The organism is Bradyrhizobium sp. USDA 241 (assembly GCF_049739505.1).
Taxonomy (GTDB): Bacteria; Pseudomonadota; Alphaproteobacteria; order Rhizobiales; family Xanthobacteraceae; genus Bradyrhizobium; species Bradyrhizobium liaoningense.
Map to the genome: position 1 here is coordinate 557199 of NZ_JBMGPZ010000004.1, position 16677 is coordinate 573875.

15 protein-coding genes and 2 pseudogenes are annotated in these 16677 nt (G+C 63.8%); 11 read left to right on the top strand and 6 right to left on the bottom strand.

Annotated features, from left to right (window positions below):
- The first annotated feature begins 66 nt into the window (after positions 1-66).
- The 3 genes and pseudogenes from ABIF91_RS12370 (at position 67) to ABIF91_RS12380 (ending at position 3690) form a co-directional block, all read left to right on the top strand.
- Positions 67-1899, top strand: a complete 1833-nt coding sequence (locus ABIF91_RS12370; protein WP_424579363.1) for a flavin-containing monooxygenase — start codon at positions 67-69, stop codon at positions 1897-1899.
- A gap of 54 nt (positions 1900-1953) precedes the next feature.
- A pseudogene (locus ABIF91_RS12375) lies at positions 1954-2929 on the top strand (peptidyl-alpha-hydroxyglycine alpha-amidating lyase family protein).
- 203 nt (positions 2930-3132) lie between these two features.
- Positions 3133-3690 (top strand): HNH endonuclease, encoded by a 558-nt coding sequence (locus ABIF91_RS12380; RefSeq protein ID WP_028134115.1) that lies wholly within the window; start codon positions 3133-3135, stop codon positions 3688-3690.
- A 17-nt stretch (positions 3691-3707) separates the two neighbouring features.
- On the opposite strand, the gene ABIF91_RS12385 is transcribed toward ABIF91_RS12380, so the two are convergent.
- On the bottom strand, positions 3708-4589 hold the full coding sequence (locus tag ABIF91_RS12385) for a DMT family transporter (RefSeq protein WP_028178501.1): 882 nt from the start codon (positions 4587-4589) through the stop codon (positions 3708-3710).
- Positions 4590-4736: 147 nt separating this feature from the next.
- Between ABIF91_RS12385 and ABIF91_RS12390 the strand changes: the two genes are divergently transcribed.
- The 8 genes from ABIF91_RS12390 to ABIF91_RS12425 all read left to right on the top strand — a co-directional run bounded on the left by ABIF91_RS12390 (position 4737) and on the right by ABIF91_RS12425 (position 10763).
- A complete protein-coding gene (locus ABIF91_RS12390) occupies positions 4737-4958 on the top strand; it encodes a dodecin (RefSeq protein ID WP_028178500.1) in 222 nt (73 codons plus the stop codon).
- Between the two features lie 31 nt (positions 4959-4989).
- Positions 4990-5445 carry a hypothetical protein gene (locus ABIF91_RS12395; RefSeq protein ID WP_028178499.1) on the top strand — a complete coding sequence of 152 codons (456 nt, stop codon included), beginning with the start codon at positions 4990-4992 and terminating at the stop codon, positions 5443-5445.
- A gap of 45 nt (positions 5446-5490) precedes the next feature.
- Positions 5491-5655 carry a hypothetical protein gene (locus ABIF91_RS12400; protein WP_424579364.1) on the top strand — a complete coding sequence of 55 codons (165 nt, stop codon included), beginning with the start codon at positions 5491-5493 and terminating at the stop codon, positions 5653-5655.
- Positions 5656-5968: 313 nt separating this feature from the next.
- Positions 5969-7096 carry a TRAP transporter substrate-binding protein gene (locus tag ABIF91_RS12405; RefSeq protein WP_028178498.1) on the top strand — a complete coding sequence of 376 codons (1128 nt, stop codon included), beginning with the start codon at positions 5969-5971 and terminating at the stop codon, positions 7094-7096.
- Positions 7097-7212: 116 nt separating this feature from the next.
- Positions 7213-7815 (top strand): TRAP transporter small permease subunit, encoded by a 603-nt coding sequence (locus tag ABIF91_RS12410; RefSeq protein ID WP_028178497.1) that lies wholly within the window; start codon positions 7213-7215, stop codon positions 7813-7815.
- On the top strand, positions 7812-9161 hold the full coding sequence (locus tag ABIF91_RS12415) for a TRAP transporter large permease (RefSeq protein ID WP_028178496.1): 1350 nt from the start codon (positions 7812-7814) through the stop codon (positions 9159-9161). Before ABIF91_RS12410 ends, ABIF91_RS12415 begins: the two co-directional genes overlap by 4 nt.
- A gap of 31 nt (positions 9162-9192) precedes the next feature.
- Positions 9193-10593: an amidase gene (locus tag ABIF91_RS12420; protein WP_028178495.1), complete on the top strand. Its 1401-nt coding sequence runs from the start codon at positions 9193-9195 to the stop codon at positions 10591-10593.
- Positions 10590-10763: a hypothetical protein gene (locus ABIF91_RS12425; protein ID WP_155251853.1), complete on the top strand. Its 174-nt coding sequence runs from the start codon at positions 10590-10592 to the stop codon at positions 10761-10763. Before ABIF91_RS12420 ends, ABIF91_RS12425 begins: the two co-directional genes overlap by 4 nt.
- A 45-nt stretch (positions 10764-10808) precedes the next feature.
- Here ABIF91_RS12425 and ABIF91_RS12430 read toward each other — a convergent pair.
- From ABIF91_RS12430 to ABIF91_RS12450, 5 genes and pseudogenes are all read right to left on the bottom strand, one after another.
- Positions 10809-11778, bottom strand: a pseudogene (locus ABIF91_RS12430) (ABC transporter ATP-binding protein).
- Entirely contained in the window at positions 11775-12770 is a 996-nt protein-coding gene (locus tag ABIF91_RS12435) for an ABC transporter ATP-binding protein (RefSeq protein ID WP_028178493.1), read from the bottom strand. The pseudogene ABIF91_RS12430 and the gene ABIF91_RS12435 overlap by 4 nt, the downstream one beginning before the upstream one ends.
- Complete coding sequence (locus ABIF91_RS12440) at positions 12770-13687, bottom strand: ABC transporter permease (protein WP_028178492.1); 918 nt, start codon at positions 13685-13687, stop codon at positions 12770-12772. The genes ABIF91_RS12435 and ABIF91_RS12440 overlap by 1 nt, the downstream gene beginning before the upstream one ends.
- Positions 13653-14612 carry an ABC transporter permease gene (locus tag ABIF91_RS12445; protein WP_028178491.1) on the bottom strand — a complete coding sequence of 320 codons (960 nt, stop codon included), beginning with the start codon at positions 14610-14612 and terminating at the stop codon, positions 13653-13655. The genes ABIF91_RS12440 and ABIF91_RS12445 overlap by 35 nt, the downstream gene beginning before the upstream one ends.
- 29 nt (positions 14613-14641) lie before the next feature.
- Positions 14642-16429, bottom strand: coding sequence for a peptide ABC transporter substrate-binding protein (locus ABIF91_RS12450; protein ID WP_424579178.1), 1788 nt, complete (start codon positions 16427-16429; stop codon positions 14642-14644).
- Positions 16430-16677 lie beyond the last annotated feature (248 nt).

Sequence of the window (16677 nt, forward strand, 5' to 3'; positions counted from 1 at the left end):
CGGTCCGCGAAACCGTATAGCGTCGGCCCCAGAGGAAACGCCGCGAAGACGGCCATGAGGTCGCGCATGCTGGACAAGACCAAGGATATTTCCGTCTCCGCACAAGCCTGGCTTGATGAATTCGAGCGCGCCCTGGGCAAGCCTGATAGCGCCACCCTGAGCCGCCTCTTCCTCGCCGACGGTTTTTGGCGCGATGTGCTGGCGTTGAGCTGGAACCTGCAAACAATCGCAGGCAGCGATACGATCGTGCAGCAGCTGACGGCGCTCGCGCCCAAAGCGCCGCCGTCTCATTTCACGATCGCGCCTAACCGCGCGCCGCCGCGCTGGGTGACGCGCGCCGGTACCAACACCATCGAAGCCATCTTCGATTTCGAAACCGCGCTCGGCCGCGGCAGCGGTATCCTGCGGCTCGTACCTGACAGCACCGACGGCGACCGGTTGAAGGCATGGACGCTGCTGACCGCGCTCGATGAGCTCAAGGGATTCGAGGAGCAGCTCGGCACCTCGCGGCCCCGCGGCCAGGCCTATTCGCGCGACTTTCGCGGGCCGAACTGGCTCGACCTGCGCAACGCCTCGCGCGACTATGCCGACCGTAATCCAGCCGTGCTGGTGGTCGGCGGCGGCCAAGCCGGGCTCGCGATTGCGGCGCGGCTGAAGCAGTTGAAGGTCGACACGCTGATCGTCGATCGCGAGGCGCGGATCGGCGACAACTGGCGCAGGCGTTACCACGCGCTGACGCTGCACAATCAGGTGCAGGTCAATCACCTGCCCTACATGCCGTTCCCGCCGAGCTGGCCGACCTATATTCCAAAGGACAAGCTCGCCAACTGGTTCGAAGCCTATGTCGATGCCATGGAGCTGAACTTCTGGACCGGCACCGAGTTCGAAGGCGGCGCCTATGACGAGGCCGGCGGCCACTGGACCGTGACGCTGCGCCGCTCCGACGGCAGCAAGCGCATCATGCATCCGCGTCACGTGGTGATGGCGACCGGCGTCAGCGGCATCGCCAATGTGCCCGATATCCCGACCCTCGACAATTTCAAGGGCGCGCTGCTGCATTCCAGCCGCTACGAGGACGGCGAGAACTGGACAGGCAAGCGCGCCATCGTCATCGGCACCGGCAACAGCGGCCACGACATCGCGCAGGATCTCTATTCTAGCGGCGCCGAGGTGACGCTGGTGCAGCGCTCGCCGACACTGGTCACCAATATCGAGCCGTCGGCGCAGCTCGCATACGCGACCTACAATGAAGGCACGCTCGAGGACAATGACCTGATCGCGGCCTCGATGCCGACGCCGCTGGCGAAGAAGACGCATGTGATGCTGACCGAGCAATCCAGGGAGCTCGACAAGGAACTGCTCGACGGCCTCCGTCGCGTCGGCTTCAAACTCGACTTCGGCGAGGCCGGCACCGGCTGGCAGTTCAAATACCTCACCCGCGGCGGTGGTTATTATTTCAATGTCGGCTGCTCCAACCTGATCGTCGAGGGCAAGATCACGCTCAGGCAGTTTTCCGACATCGAAAGCTTCGTCACCGAAGGCGCGCGGATGAAGGACGGCTCGACCATTGCAGCCGACCTCATCGTGCTCTCGACCGGCTACAAGCCGCAGGAATATCTGGTGCGTCAGCTGTTCGGCGATGCCATCGCCGACCGGGTCGGTCCGATCTGGGGCTTCGGCGACGGCTTTGAGCTCCGCAACATGTATGCACGTACGAAGCAGCCCGGCCTCTGGTTCATCGCCGGCAGCCTCGCACAATGCCGGATCAACTCGAAATATCTTGCGCTCCAGATCAAGGCGGTCGAGGAAGGGATTTTTGGGGCGAACCTAGCCACAGCCGTCATTCCGGGGCGCGCGTCAGCGCGAACCCGGAACCCATTCATCCGCGAAAGGCCGTAAGACGGATTCCGGGTTCACGCTTCGCGTGCCCCGGAACGACAAGAGGAGAAATCAATGCCAGCCATTCTAGGCAGCGGCGAGCACCGCTACCGCGTCGTCGAAAACTTCGCGAAACTTCCCGACGGCTGGCAGCTCACCGACGTCGCCTCGGTCGCAGTCGACAGCAAGGATCGCGTCTACGTCTTCAACCGCGGCGCCCATCCGATGGTGGTGCTGGACCGCGACGGCAATTTCCTGCGCAGCTGGGGCGAAGGACTGTTCTCCCGTGCGCATGGCCTGCACATCGATGCCGATGACAACCTCTATTGCACCGATGACGGCGACCACACGGTGCGCAAATGCACCACCGACGGCAAGGTGCTGCTCACGATCGGCATCCCCGCAAAGCCGGCGCCGTTCATGAGCGGCGAGCCGTTCCACCGCTGCACCCACACCGCACTGTCGCCGAGGGGCGAGATCTACGTCTCCGACGGCTACGGCAATGCGCGCGTGCACAAATTCCCCTGACGGCAAGCTGATCAAAAGCTGGGGCGAGCCGGGCACCGACCCCGGCCAGTTCAACATCGTGCACAACATCGCCACCGATGCCGACGGCTGGGTCTATGTCGCCGACCGCGAGAACCATCGCGTGCAGGTGTTCAACGGCGAGGGCAAGTATGAGGCGCAGTGGAACAATCTGCACCGGCCCTGCGCGCTGTGCTGCTGCGGCGGGGCCAAGAGCCCGACCTTCGTCATCGGCGAGCTCGGCCCCGGCCTCGCCATCAACCGCAAGGTGCCCAATCTCGGCCCGCGACTGTCGATCATGGACGCCAAGGGAAATCGCGTCGCGCGGCTGGGCGGCGAGGAGGGCCCGGGCGTTGCCAGCGGCAAATTCCTGGCGCCGCACGGCATCGCGCTGGACTCGAAGGGCGACATCTATGTCGGCGAGGTCGGCGTCACCAACTGGGAGACCAGCTTTCCAGACGAGGAGATGCCGGCCGCGGTGCGCATGACGCGGTGCCTGCAGAAGCTGGAGCGGGTACGGGAGTAGCTGTCGCGAAAGGGCGATCACGACGTTAGGGCGGGCGGTTCCGCGCCCCCCGGATCGCGGCATTTTGAGCGCTTTTGCCACCCCGCCGCCGCATTGCTTGCGCCTGAATAAGTCGCTCAACGGGCTTCACAATCCCGTCACGCTGCATGTAGTATGTCAGTACATGCTGCTTCGCAGCGTATATTGGAGGCCGGGAGCGTTACTTGAACGCACATGTCTCGCAAGGCAGTTGGCCGGTGTTGGTGCTGAATGCGGACTTCCGGCCGCTGAGTTACTACCCACTGTCGTTGTGGTCGTGGCAGGACGCGATCAAGGCGGTGTTCCTCGATCGCGTCAACATCGTCGCTCACTACGATCAGGCGGTCCACAGTCCCACCCTGCAGATGCAGCTGCCGAGCGTCGTCTCGCTCAAATCCTTCGTCAAGCCGACCACGCACCCCGCCTTCACCCGGTTCAACGTCTTCCTGCGCGATCGTTTCGCCTGCCAATATTGCGGCTCGCCCGAAGACCTCACTTTCGATCACATCATCCCGCGCAGCAAAGGCGGCCAGACCACCTGGGAGAACGTGGTCGCGGCGTGCTCGCCGTGTAACCTGCGCAAGGGCAATCTCACCCCGGCCCAGGCAAAGATGTTTCCGCGCCAGAACGCGTTCGCACCCACCGTGCACCAGCTGCACCGCAACGGCCGTCTCTTCCCGCCGAATTACCTGCACGACAGCTGGCTCGACTATCTGTACTGGGATACGGAGCTGGATCCGTAAGGGCGAGCCTCCGCGCCTTATCCCCGCTGCAAGGCGAGCGTCACGCCGCCGAGCGTGAGCGCCATCGCCGTCCATTCACGCAGGCCCAGCGGCTCGCCCAGGATGATGGCGGCGGAGACCACGCCGATCACGGGAACGATCAGCATACCGGTCGAGGCCGTGGTCGGTGGCAGACGGCGCAGCGTCTCGAACCAGGTGACGTAGCAGATGCCCATCGGCACCAGCGTCATATAGACGAAGCAGCCGAACCCCAGCGGGGTAATCGCGGTGATATCAGGACGCTCGAACAAGACGCCGAGGATCAGCATCGCGGCGCAGCCGAGACCGACCTGCCAGGCGACGACGACCAGCGGCGGCATCGGCAGCGGCTTTCGGTTGAGCACGTTGCCGAGTGCGAACAGGATGGCGCAGAGCAGCGCCAGCACTATGCCCAGCAGCTTGTCGGCGCCGAACGCAAAGCCGTTGCCGCTCAGAAGCAGCGTGACGCCGGCAACGCCAAGGACCAGCCCGAAAATATCCCGTGCGGCCGGCCGCGTATGCAGCACCGGCCAGGCAAACAGCATCGCCCAGATCGGCATCGTATAGGCGAGCAGAGCGCCCTCGCTCACGGTCACATACTTCATGGCGACCGTGCCGAGACCCATCCAGGCAAAGACGTTCGTGAAGGTCGCAAACAGCAGCCGCGGGACCGCCTCGCGCGGCACGGCGAATGATTCCTTCCGGCTCAGCACCAGGGCGCCGAGAATGAGCGAGGCGCAGATCCCGGCAAGGCCACGTGCGAACAGGGGCGGCCATTGCTGGAGCAGCAGCTTCATCAGCGGCCAGTTCAACGCCCAGCCGAACGCCGTCACGCCGAGGCAGAGAGAGCCGATCGTCCTGTCGCGCCGCGCCGAATCCATGGATAGCGCTTAGCAGGCGGACGCCGACCGCTCCACCTCGGCTGGTGCATGCGGGCCATCGCGCAGGACGGAACCGGACCGCCTGGCGCTCGTTCAGATGGGAGCCCACGCGACGACGCGTGCCGCAGCGCAACCAGGGAGGCCATCATGCCTGCAGCCGAGAAAGACCATGTCTACAAGATCCTGGACCTGGTCGGATCGTCCGAGACCTCGATCGAGGACGCGATCAAGAACGCGATCAGCCGCGCGTCGAAGACCATTCGCGAGATGAAATGGTTCGAGGTGGTGCAGACGCGCGGCCACATCGAGAATGGCACTGTCCGCCACTATCAGGTGACCTTGCGCGTCGGCTTCACGCTGGAAGAATGATCTCGTCTTCGCTGTTCCGGCCGACTTCACCATGCTGACCCAGATCTACGAAATTTCCAGCCCGGACGAAGCACGCGCCGTCTCGGAGATCGGAATTGATCACGTCGGTATCCTGGTCGGCGACGGCGAATTTCCGCGCGAGCAGCCGCTCGCCCTGGCGGCGGAGATCGCCGCTGCGATCGTGACGCCGGCAAGATTTTCGGCGCTGTTTCTCGCGGCGCGAGCGGCGTCGATCATCGAATGGGCAAGGATGTTGAAGCCTCCGATCGTTCATCTCGGATCGGCACCCGAACTGCTCGGGCCCGCAGAGGTCGCCATGATCAAGGCCGCGCTGCCCGATAGTCTGATCATGCGGAGCGTGCCGGTTTATGGCGAGGAGAGCGTCGAGATAGCCCGGAGCTATGAGCACATTGCGGACTATCTTCTGCTCGACAGTCATCGCCCCTCCGACAGGCAGATCGGTGCGATCGGCGTGCCGCACGACTGAAGCATCAGCCGCCGGATCGTCGAGCTGGTCGGCATCCCCATCATCCTGGCCGGAGGCTTGGGTCCTGACAACGTCGCACAGGCTATCCGCGTGGTCGGGCCGGCCGGCGTGGATTCGAAGACGAGGACAGACAAGGAAGGCACGCACGCCAAGGATCTGGCGCGCGTGCGGCTATTCCATGAAGCTGCACAAGCGGCCGGGGAAAATTAGTCAACCAACCCTTCCGTCCTGCCTGCCGCGCTTGCCGGCTTCTCTTCGGCGGTGCACGCAGCTTTCCGAAGCTGAGAGTCCGAAGGTTGAGAGAACGTCTGCATATTTGCTGCGTTGCGACACGCGACGACTGTGCGGCTCCTGCAAACCAAAAGCTCGCCGACATCCAAAATGCGACATCGCGCAGCTTGTCGGATGCCGACAATGCGTCCAAACTGTGATCAAAGTCGCTGGATTGCGGCATACCCCCAGCGGTTAAAAACGAAGCGCACCGAAACGCGTTCGAACAACCAGGCCGCCAGGGAGGACGTCCATGACTGCAAAGTCTGAAAAGACCAGAACAACTCGTCGCAAATTCCTGCTGGCCGCCGGCGCGACCGGCGCTGCTGTTATCGCCATGCCGCAAGTCAGCCGGGCGCAGACAGTGACCATGAAGATGCAGGGCTCGTGGGGCAAGGCCGATGTCTTCAACGAGATGGCCGAAGACTATGTGAAGCGCGTCAACGATATGGCCGGGGGCCGGCTCCGCATAGACTATCTGGTCGGCGGCTCGGTCGTGCATCCGTTCCAGGTGTTCGACGGCGTTCATGGCGGCCAGATCGACGCGGCACACACGGTGACAGTCTACTGGTACGGCAAACACAAGGCAGCATCGCTGTTCGGGACAGGTCCCGTGTTCGGCTTCAACGCCAACGAAGGCCTCGGCTGGATCCACAACGGCGGCGGCAAGGAGCTGTTCGAGGAGCTCCAGACCCAGATCATGAACGTCAACATCAAGAGCTTCTTCGCCATGCCGATGCCGACCCAGCCGCTCGGCTGGTTCAAGAAGCCCATCACCAGCGACGCTGATCTCAAGGGCTTGAAGTATCGCACGGTCGGCCTTGCCGCCGATCTCTTCCAGGCGATGGGTGCATCGGTAGCGCAGCTACCCGGCGGCGAGATCGTGCCCGCGATGGAGCGCGGCGTGATCGACGGGTTCGAGTTCAACAATCCGACCTCGGACCGGCGCTTCGGCGCGCAGGATGTCGCCAAGAACTACATGATGGGCAGCCACCATCAGGCGACGGAATATTTCGAGATCATGTTCAACCGGACCAAATTCAACGCACTGCCGAAGGAACAGCAGGCGATCCTGCAATACGCCGCCGAAGCTGCTTCCTCCGCCAACGAATGGAAAGGCATGGACTATTACTCCAAGGACCTTCAGGAGCTGATCAACAAGGACAAGGTCAACGTCATGCGGACGCCGAAGTCGGTGTTCGACGCGCAGATCAAGGCGTGGGACGGTCTGATCGCCCAGCTCGGCGCGGATCCGTTCATGAAGAAGGTGATGGACTCGCAGAAGGCCTGGGTACGCCGCGTGGTTTACTACAACATGAACAACGCGACGGACTACCGCGGCGCCTTCGAGCATCACTTCCCGGGCGTGCTCAAGGTGTGACGGCTGTCGCTGCGCATCGCGTGAGGCCGTATCGTGAGGGGCGGCGCAATTGAAGCGCCGCCCGCGAGTTGGGAGGGGGACATCCGGATGTACTGCTCGCAGCGAGTTCAGCTCGCATGACGAAATTCCTGTTCTTCATCGATGAGCTCAGCACGTGGGTCGGCAAGGCGTTCGCCTGGCTGATTCTCGTCCTCACCCTGAGTGTCAGCTACGAGGTGTTCGTACGCTACGTGCTGCGTGCGCCGACCACCTGGGCTTTCGACATCAGCTACATCACCTATGGCGCGATGTTCCTGATGGCCGGCGCGTATACGCTCTCGCGCAACGGCCATGTGCGCGCCGACGTGGTCTACCGCCTCTGGTCGCCGCGCACCCAGGCGACGATGGACCTCGTGCTGTATATCCTGTTCTTCCTGCCGGCGATCGCCGCGCTGATGTATTCGGGCTGGAACTACGCCCAGATGTCGGTACGCTTCCGCGAAGTCAGTATCTTCAGTCCGGCCGGCGTGCCGGTGTTTCCGCTGAAGGCGCTGATCCCGCTCACCGGTTTCCTTCTGTTTCTGCAAGGGTTCGCTGAAATCATTCGCTGTGTGCTGTGCATCCGCACCGGCCGATGGCCGCAACGCCTGCACGACGTGGAAGAGACCGAGAGCCTCATCATCCGCGAACATCAGCAGCACGCGGCTGAGCCGCAGAACGGGAAGGGACCAGGCGCATGACCGATCCTCAACTCGGCATGCTGATGCTGGGGCTCTTCATCTTCATCATCATGCTCGGCTTCCCGATCGCGTTCACGCTGATGGCGATGGGCGTCTCGTTCGGCTACTATGCCTACTACACCCCCGGTCAGGACTTCTTCCAGAACCGCGTCTTCACGCTTCTGGTGCAGAAGACGTTCGAAGTCACATCCAGCGATGTGCTGGTTGCGGTTCCGCTGTTCCTGTTCATGGGCTATCTGATCGAGCGCGCAAACATTCTCGACCGCCTGTTCTACTCGCTGCAATTGTCGATGAAGAACGTGCCGGGCGCGCTGGCGGTGGCAACGCTCATCACCTGCGCGATGTTCGCGACCGCGACCGGCATCGTCGGCGCGGTTGTCACACTGATGGGCCTACTGGCCTTGCCGGCGATGCTGCGCGCCGGTTACGACGTCAAGCTGTCGGCAGGCGTCGTCTGCGCCGGCGGCTGCCTCGGCATCCTGATTCCGCCGAGCATTCTGCTGATCGTCTATGCGGCAACCGCCGGCGTTTCGGCGGTCAAGCTTTATGCGGCCGCTTTCTTTCCGGGGTTCCTGTTGGCCGGCCTCTACGTCCTCTATGCGATGGCGCGCGCGATCATCAATCCCGCGCTGGCGCCGAAGCTGCCGCCCGAGCAGACCAACGTGCCGATCGGCACGGTAATCTGGGCGCTCGCCACATCGTTCCTGCCGCTGGCGTTGCTGATCGTTTCGGTGCTCGGCGCGATCCTGCTCGGCCTGGCGACGCCATCCGAGGCGGCCGCGGTGGGTGCCCTCATGAGCATCGTTCTGGCCGCCGCCTATCGTTCGCTCAACTTCACGATGATGCGCGAATCGGTCTATCTGACCGTGCGTGCCACCGCGATGGTCTGTTACCTGTTCATCGGGTCGTGGACGTTCTCCGCGGTGTTTGCCGTCCTCGGCGGACAGACGGTGGTCGAACAGTTCTTCGCCGCGATGAACCTGTCGCCGATCGGGTTCCTGCTGCTGACCCAGGTGATCATCTTCCTGCTCGGCTGGCCGCTGGAATGGACCGAGATCATCATCATCTTCGTGCCGATCTTCCTGCCGCTGCTGCCCCAATACGGCATCGATCCGATCTTCTTCGGCATCCTGGTGGCACTGAACACGCAGACGGCGTTCAACACGCCGCCGGTCGCAATGGCGGCCTTCTATCTGAAGGGCGTGGCGCCGCCTCAAGTGAAGCTGACCGACATCTTCTCCGGCGCGCTTCCCTTTGTCGGCCTGGTCTTCCTCACCATGGCACTGGTCTACATCTTCCCGGGGATCGCATTGTGGTTGCCCACCTATCTCTATGGATCGCGATGAACGCGCCCGGCAAACCGCCGAAAGGCTGCGCATGAGTCTCAACGCGCTCGGCCTCATGGAAGCTGCGGCCGGCATCCGCGACGGCCGGCTCAGTTCGGCGGAGCTCGTCGGCGACTGCCTCAAGCGCATCGACGAGGTCGATCGCGATATCGATGCATGGGCGTTTCTCGATCGCGACCACGCGATGCGGCAGGCCGAGGCTGCAGACGATCGTCGTAAGCAGGGCAAGGCCGTAGGCCCGCTGCATGGCGTGCCCGTGGGCATCAAGGATATATTCGACACCGGCGACATGCCGACGGAATTCGGATCAGAGCTGTGGGCCGGACGCACGCCGCGGCGCGATGCGGCGGCCGTGGCGCGTCTGCGGGCGGCCGGTGCCGTGATCCTCGGCAAGACGGTGACCACCGAGTACGCGTACTACAATCCAGGCAAGACCCGAAATCCGCACAACCCGGATCACACACCCGGCGGATCGTCCTCGGGCTCCGCCGCGGCCGTCGCGGCGCTGATGGTGCCAGGTGCTGTCGGATCGCAGACCAACGGCTCGGTGATCCGTCCTGCCGCCTTCTGCGGCGTGGTCGGTTTCAAGCCCTCGCACGGCCTCATTCCGCGCAGCGGCGCGCTCGAATTGTCGCGCACACTCGATCATGTCGGCGTGTTCGGGCGCAGCGTGGAGGACGCGGCCCTGCTGGCCGAGGTCATGGTCGACTTCGACCGGGAGGATCCGGACACGCGGCCTGTTGCGCGCCCGCCATTCTCTGCGGTAGCGGCGAGCGAGCCGCCATTGCCGCCGCGATTTGCCTTCGTGCGCACTCCGGTCTGGGATCAGGCCGAGCCGGTGACGCGTGAGGCCTTTGCCGAGCTTGTCGAGGCTTTGGGCGCGGCGTGCAGCGAAGTCGAGCTTGGGCCGAGCTTCGATAGAGCCGTCGATATGCACCGTATCATCATGGAAGTTGATATGGCGCACAATCTGCGGCGCGACTACCAGCGAGGCGCCGACAAGCTGAGCACGCGTCTACGCCAGGCGATCGAGCGCGGCCGCGCACATCTTGCGGTGGACTACTGCAGCGCTCTGGCCGGGATTGCGCCGCTCAACCAGGCTCTGGACCATATTTTCGACGAGTACGACGCCGTGCTGACGCCTGCGGCGCCGGGCGCGGCGCCCGGCATTGAAACGACCGGCAACCCGGTTTTCTGCACGCTCTGGACCTATCTCGGCGTACCCGCCATCAGCCTGCCATTGATGCGTTCCGAAGCCGGCCTTCCGCTGGGCGTCCAGCTCGTCGGCCGCCGCGGCAACGATGCCCGCCTCTTGCGCACGGCGCGCTGGCTCGTCAGGAATATCGGGCGCGCTCGTGGCAGCGCTCGGCGCAACGTCCCGAGCGCTGGGTCGAACTCGGCTCCCGGCGCGGAGAAAAGGAAAGTGCGATGACCAATCTGATCACCGGGCTCATCGGCCTCGCGCTTATGATGACATTCCTTGGAATCCTGGTGGTTTGGATCAAGGCCATCCCGCTCATCGTCATTGTGGTTGGCGTGGTGATCCTGGCGGTGGTCGATTTCGTCCATTCACTGCGGACGCCGAACGGCACGCTTCGCTGAGCGCCGGCGCAAAATCGTCCTCGCATGGCATGTCGCGCCGCACCATCACGCCAGGTGGCACGCCACGAAGTGGCCGTTCGCCCCCTCCTTCAGCGCCGGAGCGCTTTCCGCGCAGCGCGGCTGGGCGATCGGACAGCGGGTGTGGAAGTGGCAGCCCGAGGGCGGCTTCATCGGGCTTGGCACGTCGCCCTTGAGGCGGATGCGCTCGCGCTTCAGCTTGGGATCGGGCACCGGCACCGCCGACAACAGCGCCCTGGTGTAGGGATGCTGCGGGTTGCGGTAGAGGTCGCTCGCCTTCGCCAGCTCGACGATGCGGCCGAGATACATCACCGCAACGCGATCGGAGATGTGCTCGACCACCGAGAGATCGTGCGCGACGAAGAGATAGGTCAGGTTCAACTCGGCCTGGAGGTCTTCCAGGAGGTTGATCACCTGGGCCTGGATCGACACGTCGAGCGCGGACACCGGCTCGTCGCAGACGATCAGCTTCGGCTCGACCGCGAGCGCGCGCGCGATCACGATGCGCTGGCGCTGGCCGCCGGAGAATTCGTGCGGGTAGCGGCGCATGTGCTCGGCCTTGAGGCCGACCTTCACGAGCAGGCTGGCGACGCGGTCCTCGCGCTCCTTGGCCGACGACCCGAGGTTATGGATGATCAGGGCCTCGCCGAGAATGGCGCCGACCGTCATGCGCGGATTGAGCGAGGCGAACGGATCCTGGAACACCAGCTGCATGTTCCGCCGCATCGCGCGCAGATCGTTGCCGCCGAGCTTGCGCACGTCCTGGCCGTCGAAGGTGACCTCGCCGTCGGTCGGCTCGATCAGGCGGAGCACGCAACGCCCCGTCGTCGACTTGCCGCAACCGGATTCGCCGACGAGACCGAGCGTCTCGCCGCGATTGACCGAGAACGACACGCCATCGACAGCATAGACGGTGCCGACCTGGCGCGACAGCAGGCCGCCGAGGACGGGGGAAGTGCTTCTTCAGGCCGCTGACGCGCAGCAACGGTTCGCTCATGCCGCGCCTCCCAGGCTGGTATCTCCCAAGTGACAGGCCATGCGATGGCCGGGCGCGACCTCGCGCAGCAGCGGCTCCTTCTCGATGCAGACGTTCATCGCGAACTTGCAGCGCGGGGCAAAACGGCAGCCGACCGGCGGATTGATCAGGATCGGTACCGAGCCGCCGATCGCCTCCAGCCGCGTCTTGTGCTCGCTGTCGAGGTCGATGCGCGGAATCGAGCGGATCAACCCTTGCGTATAGGGATGGCGGGGATCGCCGAAGAGCTCGTCGACGGCCGCCTCCTCCACCACCTTGCCGGCATACATCACGACGACGCGCTGCGCCGTCTCGGCGACGACGCCCATGGCATGGGTGATCAACATCACCGCCATGCCGAAGCGTTCCTTCATGTCCTGCAAGAGGTCGAGAATCTGCGCCTGGATGGTGACGTCGAGCGCGGTGGTCGGCTCGTCGGCGATGATCAGCTTCGGCTTGCAGGCGAGCGCCATCGCGATCATCACGCGCTGACGCATGCCGCCGGAGAACTGGTGCGGATAATTGTGCACGCGACCTTCGGCATTGGGGATCTGCACCAGCTTCAGCATCTCGATGGTGCGTTCCAGGGCCTGTTTCCTCGTCACCGCCTCGTGGCGGCGCAGGCTCTCGGCGATCTGCTCGCCGATGGTGAGCACCGGATTGAGGGAGGTCATCGGCTCCTGGAAGATGAAGCCGATCTCCTTGGCGCGGATCTCATCGAGCTGATTGCTGGTCAGCGGCACGAGATCGCGCCCCTCGAAGATGATCTGGCCCGCCGCGATCCGGCCCGGCGGCATCGCGATCAGCTTCAGGATCGACATTGCGGTGACGGTCTTGCCGCAGCCGGACTCGCCGACGACGCAGAGCGTCTCCCCCCTGTTGATGGAGATGTCGACGCCGTCGACGGCCTGGAGGATGCCGTCGTCGGTGGAAAAGTGGGTTTTGAGGCCCTTGATCTCGAGCAGCGGCGCCATCAGATCACCCGTCGCGCATCGAGCGCGTCACGCAGGCCGTCGCCGATGAAGTTGATGGCGACCACCGCGATGAAGATCGCGCCGCCCGGAAACAACGCCCAGTGCGGGCCGATATCGAGGAAATCCTTGGCATCGTACAGCAGTCGGCCCCAGGTCGGGGTGTCAGGCGGGAAGCCGAGGCCGAGGAAGGACAGCGTCGATTCCGCGATGATGGCGGCCGCAACGTCGATGGTGCCGGCGATGATCACCGGACCGAGCGCATTTGGCAGGATGTGCTTGACCACCTGCCGTAGCGGACTTGCACCAAGCGCACGTGCAGCCTCCACGAATTCCTTTTCGCGGATCGACAGGAACTGCGCGCGCACCAGGCGCGCGACCGGCATCCAGCGGAGCCCCCCGATCACCAGCACGATCAGGATGAAGATGCCGCCCTCGGGGCCGAACACCTGCTTCAGCCCATCGCGGAAGAGATAGATCAGCAGCAAGAGCAGCGGCAGTTGCGGCAACGACAGGAACAGATCCGTGAGCCACATCAGGCCATGGCCGAGCGCGCCGCGCGACATGCCGGCCAGCGCGCCGATCAGCACGCCGATAAAGACCGAGACCAGCATCGCGGCAAGGCCGACGGCGAGCGAGATGCGCCCGCCATAGATCATGCGGGCGAGGATGTCCTGCCCGAGATCGTCGGTGCCGAACGGATGGGCCAGCGACGGCCCCTGCATACCCGCCACAATGTCGATCTCGTCGATCTTGACCCGCCAGACGAACGGACCGAGCACCACCGCCAGGACAAGAACCAGGAGCAGGAACGCGCTGACAACGGCAAGCTTGTGGCGGCTGTAGCGCCGCCACGTCTCGCGCCAGGGCGAGTAGACCCGCCGCTCAGCGGAGGGAGATGCGAGGGTCAAGCCAGCCATAAAGAACGTCCGCGATGAGATTGAACAGCACGACCAGGCACGCGAAGACGAAGGTGACGGCCATCACCACCGGCGTGTCGTTGGAAAGGATGGAGGAGATCAGCAGCGAGCCGATGCCGGGAATGCGGAAGATCTGCTCGGTGACGATGGCGCCGCCGAACACCGCGGGCATTTGCAACGCGATCAGCGTCACGACCGGGATCATGGCGTTGCGCATCACGTGCTTGACGATGACCGTGGCCTGGCCAAGTCCCTTCGCACGCGCCGTGGTCACGTAGTCGAGCCGGATCACGTCGAGCATCGCCGAACGGACGAAGCGCGTCATTGACGCCGCCTGGAACAGACCGAGCACCGCCACCGGCATGATCGCCTGCCTGATCATCTCCAGCACCCAGCGGATGCCGGTTGCCTTGATGTCGGTCGTATAGACGAAAGGCAGCCAGTCCAACGTGACCGAGAAGATCAGGATGAACAGAATGCCGGTGAAGAAGGTCGGCAGCGAGAAGCCGACGAAGGCGAGCGTGTTCGCGATCTGGTCGAACAACGAATACGGCCTGGTCGCGGCATAGACCCCGACGGGGATCGCGATCAGGAGCGCCAGGATCTGCGCCGAGCCGATCACGTAGAGCGTGGCCGGCAGGCGCTGGAGGATCAACTGGTCGACGTCCATCCGGCTCACGAAGGAGAAGCCCCAGTCGCCGTGCAGCATGGCGTTCAGCCAGTGCAGGTAGCGGAGATAGATCGGATCATCGAGACCGAACTTGGCCCGAAGCGCGGCCTGCACCTCGGGGGGCACGTTCGGGTTGGTCGCCAGTTCAGAGAACGGATCGCCGGGAGCGAGCGCAAGCACGACGAACAGCACAACCGAGATTCCGAGCAGGCTCGGAATCGCGATCAGGAGGCGACGCAGGACGTATTGACTCATGAGGGAAGGCCCCGTCTAGAGCTGGGGGATCATTCCTCGCGGTACCAGTCGAACAGGTTGTCGGTCTCGTTGGCCCACCCCGAGATCACCGGACGCAGGTTGTTCGCGGCCGCCTCCACCTTGAGACGATGCATCACGGGGATGAACACCGTGTCTTGCCACATCAGATCGTTAGCCTTGATATAGAGCGCCGCGCGCTTGACCGGATCCATCTCCATATCGGCAGCGTTGATCACCGCGTCATAGTCCGTGTTGACCCAGCGCGGGAAGTTCGTGCCCTGCCACTTGTTCTCCTTGGTCGCGACGCTGGTGGACAGGTAGCGGCGCATGTGCTGCGACGGATCCGGTTGGCTGAGCGGGATCTGGAACATCTCGATGTCGGCGTAGAACTTCGGATAGGTGTCGGGGTTGGCGACGTCGGAGGAGAAAAACACCGAAGCTACCACCGACTTCAGCTCGACCTCGATGCCGGCCTTCTGGCAGGCCTGCTTGACGATGGCCTGGGTCTTCTGGCGCGGACCATTGATGGAGGTCTGGTACAGGATCTTCAGCTTCTTGCCGTCCTTCTCGCGGATGCCGTCGGCACCGGGCTTCCAGCCGGCGTCGTCGAGCATCTTGGCGGCCTTCTCGATGTTAAATTCCCAGCTCGTGTTCTTGGAGACGAACTTTTCAGGGCCGTTGAGGAAGTTCGCGGTGGTGCGGCCGGCGCGGCCGTAGATCGCCTTCTTGACGGACTCGCGATCGACCAGCAGCGACAGCGCCTTGCGCACGACGGGATCCGAGAACAGCGGATGCTTGGTCTTCATCGACGAACGTTCGCCGTCGACCTCGACGTTCGGATCGGTGAAATTGAGCGCGATGAACTCGGTATCGCCGCCGACGGCATAGACGGTCTTGCCCTTGCCGCCCTTTTCCAGGCGCAGCAGCACGTCGTCCTCGACCTGGATATTCCAGCCGAAATCATACTCGCCGGTCTGGATCACGGCGCGCGCTGCCGAGACGGCGTCACCGCCGCCCTTCATCTCGAGCGTATCGAAATAGGGCCGGTTGGCCATGTGATAGTCGGGATTGATCACGCCGCGGATGAGATCGCCCGGCTTGAACTCGACGAACTTGTAGGGCCCGGTCCCGACAGGCGCGAGGTTGGTCGGAGCCTCGCGCGATTTGGAGCCGATGAAATCGGCAAAGAGATGCTTCGGCAGGATCTGCCCGGTCGCACCGACGAAGGCGTCGGCCCAAAATGGCGTCGGTTTCGGGAAGGTAATCTTGACCGTGAGATCGTCGACCTTCTCGACAGTGAGGTCGCGATAGGTTGCGATGGTCACGGCCGCAGTGGCCGGATCCTTGATGTACTGCCACGTGAATACGACATCGTCGGCCGAGAACGGCTTGCCGTCATGCCACTTCACGCCGGGCTTCAGCTTCCACGTCACCGACTTGCCGTCGGCGGCCAGCAGGCCGTTTTGGGTCGAGGGAATTTCGGACGCCAGAACCAGCTTCATGTTGCCGTCCGGATCCCAGCAGGCAAGCGGCTCATAGAACAGGCGCGAGCCGTCCTGGTCCTTGGTGCCGGTGGCGAAATGCGGATTGAGCAAGGTCGGGCCCTGCCACCACAACAGCTTCAGCGCACCGCCGCCGCGTTTGGTCGGCTTGTAGGTGGACGCGCCCTGCGCCATGGCAACACCGCCGAGCGCGAGGATCTGGTTGGCCAGCGGTGCGGTCAGGCCAACGGCGGCCATGCGCTGGATAAAGGCGCGGCGATCCATCCGCACGTCCTTCACCTGGCCGATCATCGAACGCAGTTCTTTATCCAGCATGGTTGTCCCCCGTCTGGTTCCGACATGGATGCAGGCGGCGCAAGAGGCGACCGCCGGGTTTGGCTGGCGGTAGATGGCACACCGAATGGGGTGCACGTCAACTGGGACCGTGTGTATGCAAACGGTCTTCTGGCTGTCCGTTGGGCAAAATCGCGTTCCGCAGCCCATCCGTTCGGCAATCCAGCATCAAAACGTGCTGGATTGCGCGCTGCACTGCGGAAAATTTGTTCGCCGCATCCGACGAAGTA

Excerpts from the sequence above, each read along its gene's own strand:
- ABIF91_RS12370 (WP_424579363.1), top strand. The coding sequence starts at position 67 with ATGCTGGACAAGACCAAGGATATTTCCGTCTCCGCACAAGCCTGGCTT.
- ABIF91_RS12385 (WP_028178501.1), bottom strand. The coding sequence starts at position 4,589 with ATGGATTCGGCGCGGCGCGACAGGACGATCGGCTCTCTCTGCCTCGGC.
- ABIF91_RS12390 (WP_028178500.1), top strand. The coding sequence starts at position 4,737 with ATGCCTGCAGCCGAGAAAGACCATGTCTACAAGATCCTGGACCTGGTC.
- ABIF91_RS12395 (WP_028178499.1), top strand. The coding sequence starts at position 4,990 with ATGCTGACCCAGATCTACGAAATTTCCAGCCCGGACGAAGCACGCGCC.
- ABIF91_RS12405 (WP_028178498.1), top strand. The coding sequence starts at position 5,969 with ATGACTGCAAAGTCTGAAAAGACCAGAACAACTCGTCGCAAATTCCTG.
- ABIF91_RS12410 (WP_028178497.1), top strand. The coding sequence starts at position 7,213 with ATGACGAAATTCCTGTTCTTCATCGATGAGCTCAGCACGTGGGTCGGC.
- ABIF91_RS12415 (WP_028178496.1), top strand. The coding sequence starts at position 7,812 with ATGACCGATCCTCAACTCGGCATGCTGATGCTGGGGCTCTTCATCTTC.
- ABIF91_RS12420 (WP_028178495.1), top strand. The coding sequence starts at position 9,193 with ATGAGTCTCAACGCGCTCGGCCTCATGGAAGCTGCGGCCGGCATCCGC.
- ABIF91_RS12425 (WP_155251853.1), top strand. The coding sequence starts at position 10,590 with ATGACCAATCTGATCACCGGGCTCATCGGCCTCGCGCTTATGATGACA.
- ABIF91_RS12435 (WP_028178493.1), bottom strand. The coding sequence starts at position 12,770 with ATGGCGCCGCTGCTCGAGATCAAGGGCCTCAAAACCCACTTTTCCACC.
- ABIF91_RS12440 (WP_028178492.1), bottom strand. The coding sequence starts at position 13,687 with ATGGCTGGCTTGACCCTCGCATCTCCCTCCGCTGAGCGGCGGGTCTAC.
- ABIF91_RS12445 (WP_028178491.1), bottom strand. The coding sequence starts at position 14,612 with ATGAGTCAATACGTCCTGCGTCGCCTCCTGATCGCGATTCCGAGCCTG.
- ABIF91_RS12450 (WP_424579178.1), bottom strand. The coding sequence starts at position 16,429 with ATGCTGGATAAAGAACTGCGTTCGATGATCGGCCAGGTGAAGGACGTG.